We start from the raw sequence: 14,684 nt of genomic DNA, 5'->3' as shown, positions 1-14,684 counted from the left end.
AACCGGACCATTTCCTGCTAAATTAAACAGAAAAAATTGAGGAGAAAAATATGAGCAGTGTCGTCGATATTTCGTGGTGGCAATTAGGGCTATTCAGCATGTTGCTGGCCATCCCGCTGGCTGTGAACGCCTACCACCAACTGGATATCGGTAAAGAGATGTTGTGGTCAGTTGCCAGAATGGCGCTACAACTGCTTCTGGTCGGGGTCTATCTGGAATATCTGTTTGCCCATAACAATCTGTGGGTCAACTTAGCGTGGCTGATGGTAATGATTGGCGTCGGCGCAAGCTCGATTGTGTCGAAAGCCAAGCTGCCCGTTAAACTGCTCATCGGGCCGATTATTGCGGGTTTAGCCGTCGGGTTGTTTCCTCTCATTATCCTGCTGTGTGTGGCAGTTGTGCAGCCCACGCCATGGTACAGCGCGCAATATATGATTCCCCTTGCGGGGATGCTACTGGGCAACAGTCTGAGTGGCAACATCGTCGCCTTGCAGAACCTGTTTACGGCGTATAAAGAGCGACGTAGCGAATATGAAGGAGCCCTGTCACTGGGCGCATCGCCTATATATGCTTCGCGCGGTTTTGTACGCAGTGCACTGCGTAAAGCCAGTGCGCCACTGCTGGCGTCGATGGCGGCAACGGGTTTGGTCACCCTCCCCGGAATGATGACTGGTCAAATTTTAGGCGGCACTTCACCTCTCATTGCTATTAAGTATCAATTGCTGATCATGATCGCCATTTTCGTGATGATGAATATTTCTCTGACTTTATCGGTTCATCTCACGCTACGCGTGGCCTTGAGCAAAGAAGGACGGGTAAAAGTCCGTTTTACTGACGAAAACAGTGAATAAAGCCTTGTTGGCATGGAGGCCACGGCACGCGCCAATCCAGTGCAGTTGTCGCACGATGTTTGTGCGCTTTTTGCAACAAAAATCATTCATTTAAGGTTACTCACTCCCTTTGAAACAAGTTATCCACAGAAAATGTGGATAACCGTGAAAAACAAAAAACGCCACAAAGTGGCGTTTTCAGTGAAAATTGCAGTTAACACGCGATTATCGCATCAGTCTTTCAGGTAAATCAGCCAGTACCACATACCGACAAATACCCCGCCGCCAACGATGTTGCCCAGCGTCACCGGAATCAGGTTGTTCACGAAGAAGGTCATAAAGTTCAGATCCGCGTAATGCGCGATATCAGCACCTGTCATTTGCCAGAACGATTCCGGAGCGAAGTATTTGATACCAATCGCCATCGGCACCTGGAACATGTTGGCAATGCAGTGCTCAAAACCTGAAGAAACAAACATCGCTACCGGCAGAATCATCACCATGACTTTGTCGGTCAGAGAGCGGGCGCTGAACGTCATCCACACCGCCAGACACACCAGAATGTTACACATCAGGCCAAGAGAAAACGCCTGAATAAAGGTGTGATGCAACTTATGCTGAGAAATCGCCATCGCATTCAGACCAAGCTGACCACCGTCTTCCATATACTGCTTGGTCGACAGCATGATGATCACCAACAGAATGGATCCCGCCATATTACCGAAATAGACTACTATCCAGTTTTTGACCAACTGCATCCAGGAGATCTTACCACTGGCTTTAGCCACCAGCGTCAGCACCGTGCTGGTAAACAGTTCACCACCTGTGATAACCACCAGAATTAGGCCCAGACTGAAGGCAAGACCGCCAAGCAGTTTGGTCACACCGTAAGGCATATCGTGTGCACCGGTCGTGACGACGGTGTAAAAGACAAAGGCGATACCGATATGAATGCCAGCCGAGATAGCAAGAAGAAAAGATTTGTAAGCCGGCTTAGTGGCTTTGCTGACACCAGTGTCTGCGGCGCGTTCTGCCATTTGCGGCGGCAGCAGTGAGTCGAATTGGTTGAGGTCCATAGTCGTTGTTACATTTCGATACAAATACAAAGAGTGGCGGATAATCGCTCTATTTCCCCGTTAATTCAAGGGCTATTTCTTATGTTTACCAAATTTGTTTTTATCGTGACATGAGACGGTCAAATTGATAAACATCTGATTTCGTATTATTTACAAATCAGCAAAAGAGCGACACGGTTTATAGCATTGATATTAAAGATAATTCATTACAGCCCGAAAACAATGTCGTCGTTTGGATTTTGTTATGAATAATATTCATAAGTTTGAATATTTTTATTTCGAAATCCTCTATTAATCTGCTGAAAAAATCATCATAACAGTTCGATATAACACTTCTGTTTCTATGGGATTGCATGATTGAATTTGCCCGCCTATTGTGAACCTAAATCAACCATTAATAAGGGCTTACGATGAAATTTTCTCAACAGCATCTCGACGAACTGAATCTGCTTCTCCAGTTCGATATCGGCAGTGCCGCGACGGGAATCAAAGTTCACACCGATGCCTCTGAAGCGGCACAAGGTGCCGTTCAGCGTTTATATGATAAAGGACTGTGCACCCTGCCCGATGGTGGTTATCTGACCAATGAAGGGATTGAGATGGCCGAGCAGGCCGACCGACTGTTACGCGTGCTGAGCGCATAACTGACAAGAGCGCCAATCGGCGCTCTTTTTGTTTCTACTGCATTTTGGTGGCAACCACCCAGCGCTGATAAGGCTGAAGTTTGTCGTAACACCAGTTGAACGCAATCGTATAGAAGAAGAAAAAAGTCAGAAATCCGGCTTCCAGCAGTAGCGCGGTAGCCCACGAGACTTGTAAGAACCATGCGATCACAGGCACGGTGACAAACACCAGGCTCCCTTCAAAACCCACCGCATGTAACACTCGGATTTTTGCCCCACGCTGACTGCGATCGGCCCCAAACAGGCGATCAAACCCTACGTTGTAGACATAATTCCACACCACAGTGAATAAGCTCAAGCCAACACCAATTAATGCCAAGCTACCGCTGCTTTTACCTGACAGTAACGCGCCAAGCGGCACCACAAATAGCAAGGCAATCAGCTCAAAACTTACCGCATGAAATAAACGTTCTTTGTTCGACATTATCCGTTGCTCCACATCTGGACATGGAGCTATTTTCATCTAGTATTACGATAGATATAAGTTAGATACCATCAGTAAAAACGATATGTTTAGTATTGAACAACTCGAAGCCTTTATCGCTACCGTGGAATGCGGATCATTTTCCAGTGCCGCACGCAAATTAGGCAAGGTGCAGTCGGCGATAAGCCAACATGTGATGAATCTGGAAATTGACTGTAACAGCCAGTTGTTTGAACGCCAGGGACGTTACCCCGTGCTTACTCCCGCAGGTCATAAGTTACTGCCTTACGCGCAAGCCACCGTTCAGCAGCATAAGCGCCTCATCCAACAAGCGACAGGTCTCTCGAACGAAGGCAATCAGCAACTGACACTGGCTCTCGATGAAGGTATTTTGCTCTCCGGACTGACATCCTTGCTGGCCAAACTCGAAGTGGAATTTCCACTCATTGAGCTGGAGTGTCTGAGCGCCTCCAGTAAAGATGTGATAGAGATGATTGAAAGTGGCCGTGCGACATGTGGGCTGATCTTCAGTGAACTGGTGCTGCCGGACACGTTGGATTTTGAGTCCATCGGCTCAATTAAATTTGATGTGTACGTCTCCAGTCAACATGCCCTCGCCCAGTCCGTCGCCCCACACATTGATGCGCTGCGGCTGCACAGGCAACTTGCGATTCGTTCCCGCAACCACACCGCCAGCAGCTTTCATCAGCCACACAGCCCGGATGTATGGTACGCTGACAATTATTATTTGTTGCTGGATTTAGCTATCCATGGTTTTGGCTGGTGTTTGCTGCCCACCCATCTTGCTCACGCAGAAGTGCACAGCGGCAGACTCGTGCGGGTTCCGGTCGCGTTCGAACAACTGGCCTGGTACACCAATGTCGATGTCATTCAACATCATCAATACGCTCAGGATTCGATTCATCGGCGCACTCGTGAACTGCTGCGCCAACTGTTTAAAGGACAATCACAATGAAGCATATCGCCATCATCGGCGCTGGTTGGCTTGGTCTGCCACTGGCAAAGCATCTTCAGTCGCTTGGTTATCAGGTCAGTGCCAGCCGTACTTCGCAGCAAGGTGTCGACGAACTCAAACAGCACGACATAGACGGTTTCATCTGCGATCTCAGCCAATCGGATCATTTCGCTGACACATTAGCGTCATTGCATTGCGATACTGTGGTCGGTAGCTTTCCACCCGGTTTTCGACGCGGACAAGGTGCAGAATACGCCACGCAGTGGCAACAACTGGTGAATACAGCCAAAGCGGCGCACTGCAAGAAAGTGGTGATGGTCAGTTCCACTACCGTATACCCGGACAGAGCAGAAACCATGGACGAAACAAAAGCGACACTTGCGTTGGCCCTCTCTCAGCCCGATTTCTCAGCCAACGCAAAAGTGATGTTGCAAGCCGAGCAAAGCGTCATAGACTCAGGGCTGGAGTATGCGATCGTCCGTTGCAGCGGCCTGATTGGCCCAAGCCGTCACCCGGCCCGTTTTGCCGCAAGGTTGAAACAAGTCAGCACTCTGGCGCCAGCCAACATGCTGCATCAGGCAGACGCTGTTGGTGCCGTCGCTTTTGCGGTTGAACATTTTGATCATGATGTGGTCAACGCGACGACGCCGCATACTGTCAGCAAAGCCGAATTCTATCAAGCCGCGTTGCAAGCTGTTTCTTCCGACGAGGCTCTGCCGCCAGTCGTCGAGATTGCCGACAAGTTGATTGTCAGCGATAAATTGGCGAAGGCGGGATATCAGTTTCACTATTCACACACTCTGGAGGCCTTAAATGGCGATGAGTAAACATCTATACCAGCATCTCGAAACGCTTTGGCAATACATGCAAATGGGACATCAGCTCAACGCCGCGGATGTCATTTTCGTCCCGGGCAGTAATGATACCCGAGTCGCCGAAGTCGCCGCCGCGCTGTATCACAAAGGTCTGGCCCCGCTGATTGTGTTCTCTGGTGGCCATGGTCGTTTTACCGACGGTATTTTCGAACACAGTGAAGCGGTCACGTTCGCTCAGGTCGCCAAAGATTGCGGCGTGCCTTCGGACGCATTGTTGCTGGAGCCACGTTCAACCAACAGTGGTGAGAACGTGCAGTTCACTTATGAACTGCTGAAGAAAAAAGGCATTGAGGTACGCAAAGTCATTCTGGTGCAAAAGCCATATATGGAACGCAGAGCCTACGCCACATTTATGAAACAGTGGCCGGGCGAAATTGAATCGCTTCAGGTTACCTCAACCGGTGACAACTTCTTCGATTACCTGACCGAAGATCTCACACTGGATTTCGTGCTGGGCGCTCTGATTGGTGATTTCGAGCGTATCCAACACTACCCGGAAAAAGGTTACCAAATCGAGCAACCGATCCCGCCAGAAGTGGAAGCCGCATATCAGGCGCTGAAACCACTCGCCGCTTAAACTTCAAGAAAAAAGGATGGGTTGCCCCATCCTTTTATGTTTGATTGTCAAACGCAGTCTTAACGACCCAGCGCCTCTTTATAATGCTGGCGGCACACCGACACATATTTGTCATTGCCACCAATAGCGACCTGATCGCCCTCTGAAATCGCATTGCCGTGCTCGTCGGTGCGAATCACCATATTTGCTTTGCGACCACAATGACAGATGGTTTTCAGCTCAATCAGTTTATCGGCCCACGACAACAGGTACTTACTGCCTTCAAACAGCTCCCCCAGAAAGTCGGTGCGCAAGCCGTAACACAGAACCGGAATATCCAATTTATCCACGACTTCCGTCAGTTGGTAAACCTGCTCTTTAGAGAGAAACTGGCACTCATCCACCAGCACACAGTGGCGTTTTTCATTCTGATGCAGCTGTTTAATGCTATCAAACAGATTGGTATCCGAGGTGAACAGGTGTGCGTCCGCTTCAAGGCCAATTCGCGAACTGACTTTGCCCACGCCAAAACGATCGTCGATCGCGGCCGTGAAGATCACAGGCGTCATGCCGCGTTCCTGATAGTTAAACGATGATTGAAGCAGTGTGGTCGACTTACCCGCATTCATTGCCGAGTAATAAAAATACATCTGAGCCAAAAGTGCTGTTTCCTGTCTAAAACTAAAATTCGCGCAATTATAAGCGGCTTGGCGTAGTGATTGCCTTAACTCGCTTCGCAATTGCGCGATAAGAAATAAAAAAGGGTGGCTAAGCCACCCTGTAAAACGCTTATTCTGCTTTTTCTTTTGCCACGGTAACCGCAATCGCCAGCTCTTCCAGAGCCGCTGGGTTTGCCAGGCTCGGCGCATCGGTGAGCAGACACGCAGCCGCTGTGGTTTTCGGGAACGCGATAACATCACGGATGTTTTCGGTGCCACACAACAGCATCACCAGACGGTCTAGGCCGAACGCCAGACCCGCATGCGGAGGCGTACCGAACTTCAGCGCATCCAGCAGGAAGCCAAACTTAAGTTGTTGTTCTTCAGCTTCAATGCCCAGCAGGTCAAAGACTGCTGCCTGCATTTTCGCATCGTGAATACGTACAGAACCACCGCCCACTTCGTAGCCGTTCAGAACCATGTCGTAAGCATTCGATAGCGCGCCTTCTGGGTTCGCTTTCAGCTCTTCCGGAGTCATGTTCAGAGGAGAAGTGAATGGGTGGTGCATCGCTGCTACATTACCTTCGTCATCCGATTCAAACATTGGGAAATCAACCACCCACAGCGGTGCCCATGTTGAGTCGTTGGTGATGCCCAGATCTTTACCCACTTTCAGACGCAGTGCGCCAATAGCTTCCGCCACTACGTTGGCTTTGTCTGCGCCAAACAGAATGATGTCGCCAGATTGTGCACCAGTGCGTTCGATAATCGCAGTAACGATCTCTTCAGTCAGGAACTTCGCCACTGGAGACTGAATGCCTTCCATACCGGCAGCCAGGTCGTTAACTTTCAGCCATGCCAGACCTTTCGCGCCGTAAATTGCAACAAAAGACGTGTATTCATCGATTTGTTTACGAGTCAGAGCCGCACCACCAGGAACGCGCAGCGCCGCAACGCGACCTTTTTCATCGTTCGCCGGGCCAGAGAAGACTTTGAAATCCACCTCTTTCAGCAGGTCAGCCACATCAACCAGTTCCATTGGGTTACGAAGATCTGGTTTGTCGCTACCGAAACGACGCATCGCTTCGCTGTATGGCATCACAGGGAAATCACCCAGATCCACGTCCAGCAGCTCCAGCCACATTTCGCGAATCATTTTTTCGGTGATGGCACGTACTTCATCAGACGTCATGAATGACGTTTCAATATCGATCTGAGTGAATTCAGGCTGACGGTCAGCACGCAGGTCTTCGTCGCGGAAACATTTTACGATTTGGTAGTAACGGTCAAAGCCAGACATCATCAGCAGCTGTTTAAACAACTGAGGTGACTGTGGCAGTGCGTAGAAGCTGCCTTTGTGAACACGGCTTGGTACCAGGTAGTCACGCGCGCCTTCTGGCGTTGCTTTGGTCAGTACTGGTGTTTCGATATCCAGGAAGCCGTTAGTATCTAAGAAACGACGAACGAAGCTTGATGCTTTTGCGCGCAGTTTAATGCGGTCGCTCATTTCCGGACGACGCAGGTCCAGGTAACGGTATTTCAGACGTTGCTCTTCTGAGTTCTTCTGGTTGAAGTCCAGTGGCAATACGTCAGAACGGTTAATGATCTGCAGGCGTTTTGCCAGTACTTCTACTTCACCGGTTGCCATATCTTTGTTGATTTGGCTCTCTGGACGAGTGCGTACTTCGCCAGTCAGTTTGATACAGAATTCATTGCGAAGCTGGTTTGCCACTTCAAAAACGTCTGCCATATCGGGATCAACAACCACCTGAACGACGCCTTCACGATCTCGCATATCAATGAAGATCAGTCCGCCTAAATCACGACGGCGGTTTACCCAGCCGCAAAGCTCTACAGTTTGTCCTGCGAGGGACTTGTTCAGGTGACCACAATAATGGCTACGCATAATGAAATTCCCAATCTCTAATTAGTCATCAAATTCTAAGCTGCAGATTCGTGCTCCGACCTGCAGCGCAAAGTTCCATTTATACGCTGAAAGGCGCTTAAGATCGACCTTCCAGAATACAATTTGTTGTGTTTTATCAAGCGCCGCTGTTTTTTAGTACAATAATCCGCCAAATCAGCGATTAAAGCGCCTTCAGCCCGCAAAATTGGCGCTGATTATATACCCAAGTGTTCGCAAAATGCGAGGTCACTTGGGTCAAGAGATAATCTGTCGTATCCTGCCTTTTGCAAATCACCGAAAAATGGAAAAGTTGAGTACTTCGCAATGACCCACCTTCCTCTTCGATTGGGGCTGACCATGTGGTCTCATCCGGCATGGCAAAGCAGCTTTTATGGCAGTGGCACACAAGCCGCGGAACGTTTAGCAAAATACGCTCAAGTCTTTCATACCGTGGAAGGCAACACCACTTTTTACGCTTCCCCTTCTCCGTCCACCGTGCAGAACTGGAAGTCAGCCACGCACGATGCGTTTCGCTTCACGTTTAAATTGCCCAAAAGCATTACCCATCAAAACCTGCTGGTGGGCTGTCAGGATGAGTTAAAGGCGTTTATGACACTGATGGAGCCGCTGCACGACCGGGTCGGGATGTGGACAATTCAACTGCCAGCCGCTTTTGGGCCGGAACATCTCGAACAGCTGAAAAAATTTCGTGCTTATTTCCCTTCAGAGTTCCCACTTGGGGTCGAAGTGCGCCACCTGGCCTACTTTGCCAAAGGCGAAGCCGAACGTGCACTCAACCAGTGGTTAATCGAGGAACGCATCGATCGCATCATCATGGATAGCCGTCCCGTGTTTGCGGCCGAACCGTGCAATGAAGTGATCATCGATGCGCAGATGAAAAAACCCAAAGTGCCGGTGCACGCGATTGCGACAGCAGAGAAGCCGATGATTCGCTTTATCGGCCATCCGGATATGGATGCCAACCTGCCCTTTTTCACGCCCTGGTTGCATAAGCTGCCACAGTGGATAAATGAAGGAAAGCAACCTTACGTGATGATTCATACTCCCGACAATAACTTCGCACCAGAACTGGCAGTCAAGCTCTATCAATCTTTGCAGGCATCCCTGACCCTGCCTGACCTAGCGCCGTTTCCGGCTCAGGATGGTAACAATCAACTGGCCATGTTTTAGGCATTGATTCCAGCGTTCACCACGGCTTAAGAATTTACCGGGAGGAAAGGCCGCCTGTTTAATGACAGAAGGCGAAATTTTTCATAAAATACGCGCCTTTTCTTGAGCCTGATGCATTGTTCAGGCTGACGCTAACCGCCGTGAGGTTACCATGAGCAACAAAGACACTATCTTCTCAGCCCCTATCGACAAGATCGGAGACTTTACGTTTGATGAACGTGTGGTCGAAGTCTTTCCGGATATGATTCAGCGATCGGTACCCGGTTACGCCAATATCATTTCCGCCATTGGCATGCTGGCTGAGCGCTTTGCCAAGCCTCACAGTAACTTGTACGACCTAGGCTGTTCGTTGGGAGCGGCAACCCTGTCGATGCGTCGCAACATCAAGCAGGAAGGCTGTAAAATTATCGGCGTCGATAACTCTGCGGCCATGGTTGAGCGTTGCAAGCTGCACGTCAACGCTTACCGTTCAGATACGCCGGTTGAGATCATCGAAGCGGACATTCGAAACATCGACATCAAAAATGCTTCCGTGGTGGTGCTGAACTTCACGCTGCAATTTCTGTCACCCGAAGATCGCTATACACTGCTGGAAAAAATCTATGCCGGACTGCGTCCGGGTGGCATTTTGATCCTGTCTGAAAAGTTTGTCTTTGAAAATCAGGTAGCCAACGAGTTGCTGATTGATCTGCACCACGACTTTAAACGTGCCAACGGCTACAGCGAGCTGGAAATCAGCCAGAAACGCAGTGCGATTGAAAACGTGATGCGTCCGGATTCTGTCGAAACACACAAAGCTCGTTTTGAGCAGCTGGGCTTTTCCAGCTATGAAGTCTGGTTCCAGTGCTTTAACTTCGGCTCGATGTTCGCCATTAAATAATTGGTTTTAGCAACGTGTTCCCTGCCCTGACGGAACTCATGTTGCCTTTTTGATGACGTCAGGGCGCAGATGTCGCTATTTAGGAAACCCGCCATGTTTGACTTTGGTAACGTTTATTCACTGCTGGCCCAGGACACCCGTCTTCAGCCTTGGCTCAAAATTCTGCCGCAGCAACTGTCTGACTGGCAAGAACAAAGCCATGGAGATATGGACCGCTGGTTACGTGCCTTAAAGAAAATCCCCGATTTCAAACCAGACAATATTGACCTGAAAGATTCGGTGAGCGTGAGCAACAGCGAACCGCTGCCATTGGGCGAGCAGAAGAAGCTGGAAAGCCTGCTGAAAATGTTCCACCCGTGGCGTAAAGGCCCTTATCACCTGCACGGCATTCATATTGACACGGAATGGCGTTCAGACTGGAAATGGGACCGATTGTTGCCACACATCTCACCTCTGAAAGGCCGTAGTGTGCTGGATGTGGGCTGCGGCAACGGTTACCACATGTGGCGTATGCTGGGTGAAGGCGCGCATCAGGTCATTGGTATCGACCCTTCTGAACTGTTTTTGATCCAGTTCGAAGCGGTGCGCAAATTAATGGGCAATAATCAGAACATTCACCTGCTCCCATTGGGCATTGAACAGCTTCCGGAACTGGAAGCCTTTGACACCGTATTCAGCATGGGCGTACTGTATCACCGTCGCTCTCCACTCGACCATCTTATCCAGTTGAAAAATCAACTGATTTCTGGTGGCGAACTGATTCTGGAAACGCTCGTCATCGAAGGGGATGAAAACGCTGTGCTGGTACCGTTCGACCGATACGCACAAATGCGCAATGTGTACTTCTTCCCTTCGGCTCTCGCTCTGAAAGTGTGGTTGGAAAAAGTCGGTTTTGAAGACGTTCGTATTGTCGATGAAAACGTGACATCGCTGGGTGAGCAACGTACGACCGAATGGATGACTCATAATTCACTGCCAGACTACATTGACTCGAATGATCCAACGAAGACAGTGGAAGGCTACCCGGCACCGCGCCGCGCGATTTTGGTCGCTAAAAAGCCATAATTGACACAGTTTTAACTCGCCTTTAGGCCGATAAGACTACCCTAGCACGGGATGCTTGCTGCATCCTTTGCTAAATTTGATAAATCAACTGATAACCAAGAATAAGGTCGCAAATGTTTAAGCGAATCGCACCCGTTGTTGCACTTAGCATGCTTTCCGGTTGCACATTATTGAAGGGTGATGAATACCATCAAGCTACGCTGGACGCGATTCAACAGTCCGAATCCAACCTTGCCAACAAATTCACCAATCTTGAACTTCAAATCAGTAATCAGCTCGATTACATCGATAGCCTGGAAAGTCAGGTCGTTTCCCTCAAATCTGAAGTCAAAGAACTCAAAGTTATTGCAGCAAAACCCCAGCCTGCGACTCAAGCACAACCTAAAGCCGCTCCGCCGATCATCGTAGAAGCGACGCCTCGTCACGAAGTGGTGCTCGGTGAGATTGAAAAAGTCACCATTGATGCCATTAAGAAAGGTTTTGATGCCCGTATTGATACTGGCGCGGCAACCTCTTCGCTGAATGCGGTCGACATCGAAGAGTTCGAGCGCAACGGCAAGAACTGGGTTCGTTTCCATCTTACGGATGAAACCGGTGCCAAGGACGAGAACAGTTGGATTGAAGCTCCGATCCTACGCTACGTGCGTATTCGCCAATCCACCAGTGAGCAAACCGAACGCCGGGCCGTGGTGGAATTGTGGGTAAAATTGGGCTCTATTCACGAAAAAACACAGTTCACGCTAGCAGACCGCTCACAGATGAGCCATCCTATTCTTCTTGGCCGCGAGTTTATCCGCGACATCGCGGTTGTTGATGTAAGTCGCAAGTATATTCAGACAGAAACCAAATAATAATAAGGCCACTTATGACGTCACGAGTTCCGTTTTATCTATCTATATTTTTGTTGGTAGCGGCTGGCATTACTTTGAGTGTCATGCGCCACCAAAGCTATGGAGTACCTTGGACGCCGGGTGAAACGCGTCAGGTTTGGGATGTAGAGGCTCGCATTGAGTTCATCGCCCAGGGTAAAGAAGCCAAAGTCTCTCTCGCTGCTCCTCATACCCAAGATGGTTACACGCTGGTCGGTGAAAACGCCTCTTCTCCGGGTTACGGCATCTCTTACGTCACCACCGAATCCGGCCGCCGCGCCGAATGGTCAATCCGTCACGCCAGTGGTCCTCAGACAATCTATTACAAAGCGCAATTTTTGGTAGACCCACAGGCTAAGAGCACACCGATTCCACCGAATGGTGAAATTGTTAAGCCAACGTTTGATGGGCCGGAAGAAGCCGCCGCCGTCGCTGTCATTGAACGCGCCAATCGCCTGTCTGCCGATCACGTAACCTTTGCCCGCGAACTGATCAAAACGTTGAACGATTCTGAAAGCCAGAATGCGTCACTGCTGCTGAACAACAAATCCAAAGTGGATACCGCTCAGAAACTGCTGTCTTACGCGCAGGTTCCGAACAAAGTTGTTGGTGTTATTCAACTGGAAGACGGCCGTCGTCGTCAAACGATTCAACACATGAACGAAGTGTGGAACGGCAAGAAATGGGTACTGTTTAACCCGGAAACCGGCACTCAGCCGACGCATCCAAACCTGCTGGTGTGGGATGAATCAAATGTGTCTCTGTTGGATGTCGTGGGCGGTCAGAACAGCCAGGTGCACTTCAGCATGATTGCTCAGGATGTCACACCACAGCAGGCAACCAACAGTAAAGTAGAATCGGATGGACTGCTGAACCTGTCCATTCACAGCCTGCCTCTTGAAGAACAGGCGATGTTCAAAACTATCATGTTGATCCCAATTGGCGCGCTCATCGTCGTATTCCTGCGCGTGATTATCGGTTTGAAAACATCCGGTACCTTTATGCCAGTGCTGATTGCGGTCGCGTTTGTACAGACTCAGTTAACCACGGGTATTGTCGGCTTCCTGCTGATTGTCGGTACTGGTTTGATCATTCGCAGCTACCTGTCGAAGCTCAACTTATTGCTGGTCGCCCGGATTTCGGCGGTAATCATCTCGGTTATCCTGATCATCTCTATTTTCACCGTTGTCGCGTTTAAAGTCGGTCTGACGGAAGGCCTGACCATCACATTCTTCCCGATGATCATTCTGTCTTGGACCATCGAACGCATGTCGATTCTGTGGGAAGAAGAAGGCGCGAAAGAAGTCATTCTTCAGGGTGGTGGTTCGCTGTTCACCGCAATACTGATTTATCTGGCGATGACAAACTCTTACGTTCAGCATCTGACCTTTAACTTTATCGGCCTGCAACTGATCGTTCTGGCAGCTATTCTGCTTCTGGGTACTTACACCGGATACCGCATTACAGAGCTGCGTCGCTTCAAACCACTAGCAGACGGAGATTAATATGTTTTTCTCTCTTTCTGAGTACACCTCCCCTTTTAAGCTACGCCATAAGGGGATCATGGGCATGAACAAGCGAAACCATAGCTACATTGGCCGCTACAATGATCGTTCAAAATTTCCGCTGGTGGATGACAAGCTCAAAACCAAACTGATCGCCCAGCGGGCCGGATGTACCGTCCCTCAACTGATTGGCGTGATCAGCAATCAGGGTGACGTGAAACGCATCCACGACATGGTCAAAGAGTGGCCGGGGTTTGTGATCAAACCTGCCCGTGGCAGCGGTGGTAAAGGTATTCTGGTGGTGGTTTCACATAAAGATGGTGTCTACACCAAACCATCCGGTTCGACAATCGGCAAAGAGGATGTCGAACGCCACATCAGTAATGCGCTGGCCGGGCTTTTCTCTCTTGGCGGCAAAAACGATGTGGCCGTGGTGGAAAACCTGATTAAGTTTGATGACTGCTTTGATGGCTTCAGCTACGAAGGTGTGCCTGACGTACGTATCATCGTGTTTAAAGGTTATCCGGTCATGGCGATGATGCGCTTATCAACGTCGGCATCAGACGGTAAAGCGAACCTTCACCAAGGCGCTGTCGGTGTCGGAATTGATATCGCGACCGGTAAAGCTGTGCGCGCTGTACAGTTCAACCGTCCGGTCACGCATCACCCAGATACAGGTAAAGAACTCAACACGCTGCAGGTTCCTCACTGGGAACGCTTACTGACTCTGGCGGCCAGTGCCTGGGAAATGACAGGTCTTGGCTACATCGGCACTGATATGGTGCTGGATAAAGAAGAAGGTCCTATGGTTCTGGAACTCAATGCGCGTCCGGGCTTGGCGATTCAAATTGCCAACGGTGCGGGCTTGCTGCCACGTTTGCATCATATTGAAAGTTTGGGCACACCATTGATCGCGCCAACGCCAGCGGAGCGCGTGGCCTATGCCGCTAAGCAATTTGGCCTGTGAGACAACGAATCGGGGCGCGCAAAGCGCCCTTTTTTATCTCGTCATCAAAATTCAGCGCTTCAGGTATCCCAGATTCAACAGCGTCAATCCAACAACAAAACAGACAAGTTGAAAAGTCGGTAGCACACCCGCCACTGCGCCTGACATCAATCCTGAACCTGAACTCACAGCGACAAGTTTGTACATCCTGACCTCCTCAATTCAATCGCTGCATTTGAAATC

16 protein-coding genes are annotated in these 14,684 nt (G+C 49.8%); 11 read left to right on the top strand and 5 right to left on the bottom strand.

The annotated features are described in order from the left end of the window. Positions 1 to 50 precede the first annotated feature (50 nt). Entirely contained in the window at positions 51 to 851 is an 801-nt protein-coding gene (locus LGV68_RS02625) for an ABC transporter permease (RefSeq protein WP_020428679.1), read from the top strand. A gap of 212 nt (positions 852 to 1,063) precedes the next feature. Here the strand turns inward: LGV68_RS02625 and focA are convergent, their stop codons facing one another. Further along, entirely contained in the window at positions 1,064 to 1,906 is an 843-nt protein-coding gene (gene focA / locus LGV68_RS02620; protein ID WP_020330258.1) for a formate transporter FocA, read from the bottom strand. 410 nt (positions 1,907 to 2,316) lie between these two features. Here focA and LGV68_RS02615 point away from each other — a divergent pair, with 410 nt between their 5' ends. Next, positions 2,317 to 2,550, top strand: a complete 234-nt coding sequence (locus tag LGV68_RS02615; RefSeq protein WP_020330257.1) for a TIGR02647 family protein — start codon at positions 2,317 to 2,319, stop codon at positions 2,548 to 2,550. 34 nt (positions 2,551 to 2,584) lie between these two features. Here the strand turns inward: LGV68_RS02615 and LGV68_RS02610 are convergent, their stop codons facing one another. After that, a complete protein-coding gene (locus LGV68_RS02610) occupies positions 2,585 to 3,013 on the bottom strand; it encodes a PACE efflux transporter (RefSeq protein WP_032082004.1) in 429 nt (142 codons plus the stop codon). A gap of 85 nt (positions 3,014 to 3,098) precedes the next feature. Here LGV68_RS02610 and LGV68_RS02605 point away from each other — a divergent pair, with 85 nt between their 5' ends. From LGV68_RS02605 to LGV68_RS02595, 3 genes are read left to right on the top strand one after another with little or no spacing between them, the layout of a single operon-like run. Next, on the top strand, positions 3,099 to 3,989 hold the full coding sequence (locus tag LGV68_RS02605; RefSeq protein WP_061056417.1) for a LysR family transcriptional regulator: 891 nt from the start codon (positions 3,099 to 3,101) through the stop codon (positions 3,987 to 3,989). Continuing rightward, entirely contained in the window at positions 3,986 to 4,816 is an 831-nt protein-coding gene (locus tag LGV68_RS02600; protein ID WP_047457524.1) for an NAD(P)H-binding protein, read from the top strand. Before LGV68_RS02605 ends, LGV68_RS02600 begins: the two co-directional genes overlap by 4 nt. Next, positions 4,809 to 5,441, top strand: a complete 633-nt coding sequence (locus LGV68_RS02595; protein ID WP_032082008.1) for a YdcF family protein — start codon at positions 4,809 to 4,811, stop codon at positions 5,439 to 5,441. The genes LGV68_RS02600 and LGV68_RS02595 overlap by 8 nt, the downstream gene beginning before the upstream one ends. Positions 5,442 to 5,500: 59 nt before the next feature. Here the strand turns inward: LGV68_RS02595 and LGV68_RS02590 are convergent, their stop codons facing one another. Both LGV68_RS02590 and aspS read right to left on the bottom strand, forming a co-directional pair. Next, the gene (locus LGV68_RS02590) at positions 5,501 to 6,079 is read right to left on the bottom strand and encodes a thymidine kinase (protein WP_020428687.1); all 579 of its coding nucleotides are present in this window, start codon (positions 6,077 to 6,079) and stop codon (positions 5,501 to 5,503) included. A 130-nt stretch (positions 6,080 to 6,209) separates the two neighbouring features. Next, complete coding sequence (aspS, locus tag LGV68_RS02585; RefSeq protein WP_233977364.1) at positions 6,210 to 7,985, bottom strand: aspartate--tRNA ligase; 1,776 nt, start codon at positions 7,983 to 7,985, stop codon at positions 6,210 to 6,212. A 324-nt stretch (positions 7,986 to 8,309) separates the two neighbouring features. Here aspS and LGV68_RS02580 point away from each other — a divergent pair, with 324 nt between their 5' ends. The 6 genes from LGV68_RS02580 to LGV68_RS02555 all read left to right on the top strand — a co-directional run bounded on the left by LGV68_RS02580 (position 8,310) and on the right by LGV68_RS02555 (position 14,462). Then, a complete protein-coding gene (locus LGV68_RS02580; RefSeq protein ID WP_024374681.1) occupies positions 8,310 to 9,176 on the top strand; it encodes a DUF72 domain-containing protein in 867 nt (288 codons plus the stop codon). A 151-nt stretch (positions 9,177 to 9,327) separates the two neighbouring features. After that, a complete protein-coding gene (cmoA, locus tag LGV68_RS02575; protein WP_020330249.1) occupies positions 9,328 to 10,056 on the top strand; it encodes a carboxy-S-adenosyl-L-methionine synthase CmoA in 729 nt (242 codons plus the stop codon). A 93-nt stretch (positions 10,057 to 10,149) separates the two neighbouring features. After that, positions 10,150 to 11,121, top strand: coding sequence for a tRNA 5-methoxyuridine(34)/uridine 5-oxyacetic acid(34) synthase CmoB (cmoB, locus tag LGV68_RS02570; protein WP_222800835.1), 972 nt, complete (start codon positions 10,150 to 10,152; stop codon positions 11,119 to 11,121). Positions 11,122 to 11,234: 113 nt separating this feature from the next. Then, a complete protein-coding gene (locus tag LGV68_RS02565) occupies positions 11,235 to 11,972 on the top strand; it encodes an ATP-dependent zinc protease (RefSeq protein WP_020330246.1) in 738 nt (245 codons plus the stop codon). A gap of 14 nt (positions 11,973 to 11,986) precedes the next feature. Beyond that, positions 11,987 to 13,495 carry an inactive transglutaminase family protein gene (locus LGV68_RS02560; RefSeq protein ID WP_020330245.1) on the top strand — a complete coding sequence of 503 codons (1,509 nt, stop codon included), beginning with the start codon at positions 11,987 to 11,989 and terminating at the stop codon, positions 13,493 to 13,495. Next, the gene (locus LGV68_RS02555; RefSeq protein ID WP_171934077.1) at positions 13,491 to 14,462 is read left to right on the top strand and encodes an alpha-L-glutamate ligase-like protein; all 972 of its coding nucleotides are present in this window, start codon (positions 13,491 to 13,493) and stop codon (positions 14,460 to 14,462) included. Before LGV68_RS02560 ends, LGV68_RS02555 begins: the two co-directional genes overlap by 5 nt. A gap of 51 nt (positions 14,463 to 14,513) precedes the next feature. Here LGV68_RS02555 and LGV68_RS21435 read toward each other — a convergent pair whose 3' ends face one another. Continuing rightward, the gene (locus tag LGV68_RS21435) at positions 14,514 to 14,648 is read right to left on the bottom strand and encodes a hypothetical protein (protein WP_255283833.1); all 135 of its coding nucleotides are present in this window, start codon (positions 14,646 to 14,648) and stop codon (positions 14,514 to 14,516) included. Positions 14,649 to 14,684: the final 36 nt, after the last annotated feature.

This window comes from Vibrio sp. LQ2 (assembly GCF_023920125.1).
Taxonomy (GTDB): Bacteria; Pseudomonadota; Gammaproteobacteria; order Enterobacterales; family Vibrionaceae; genus Vibrio; species Vibrio fluvialis.
Note: the sequence above shows the minus strand (reverse complement) of the source record. Positions and strands in the feature narration are given on the sequence as shown.

Coding starts and splice junctions, on each gene's coding strand:
- LGV68_RS02595 (WP_032082008.1), top strand. CDS start 4,809: ATGAGTAAACATCTATACCAGCATCTCGAAACGCTTTGGCAATACATG.
- LGV68_RS02605 (WP_061056417.1), top strand. CDS start 3,099: ATGTTTAGTATTGAACAACTCGAAGCCTTTATCGCTACCGTGGAATGC.
- LGV68_RS02600 (WP_047457524.1), top strand. CDS start 3,986: ATGAAGCATATCGCCATCATCGGCGCTGGTTGGCTTGGTCTGCCACTG.
- aspS (WP_233977364.1), bottom strand. CDS start 7,985: ATGCGTAGCCATTATTGTGGTCACCTGAACAAGTCCCTCGCAGGACAA.
- LGV68_RS02610 (WP_032082004.1), bottom strand. CDS start 3,013: ATGTCGAACAAAGAACGTTTATTTCATGCGGTAAGTTTTGAGCTGATT.
- LGV68_RS02625 (WP_020428679.1), top strand. CDS start 51: ATGAGCAGTGTCGTCGATATTTCGTGGTGGCAATTAGGGCTATTCAGC.
- cmoA (WP_020330249.1), top strand. CDS start 9,328: ATGAGCAACAAAGACACTATCTTCTCAGCCCCTATCGACAAGATCGGA.
- LGV68_RS21435 (WP_255283833.1), bottom strand. CDS start 14,648: ATGTACAAACTTGTCGCTGTGAGTTCAGGTTCAGGATTGATGTCAGGC.
- focA (WP_020330258.1), bottom strand. CDS start 1,906: ATGGACCTCAACCAATTCGACTCACTGCTGCCGCCGCAAATGGCAGAA.
- LGV68_RS02580 (WP_024374681.1), top strand. CDS start 8,310: ATGACCCACCTTCCTCTTCGATTGGGGCTGACCATGTGGTCTCATCCG.
- cmoB (WP_222800835.1), top strand. CDS start 10,150: ATGTTTGACTTTGGTAACGTTTATTCACTGCTGGCCCAGGACACCCGT.
- LGV68_RS02615 (WP_020330257.1), top strand. CDS start 2,317: ATGAAATTTTCTCAACAGCATCTCGACGAACTGAATCTGCTTCTCCAG.
- LGV68_RS02560 (WP_020330245.1), top strand. CDS start 11,987: ATGACGTCACGAGTTCCGTTTTATCTATCTATATTTTTGTTGGTAGCG.
- LGV68_RS02565 (WP_020330246.1), top strand. CDS start 11,235: ATGTTTAAGCGAATCGCACCCGTTGTTGCACTTAGCATGCTTTCCGGT.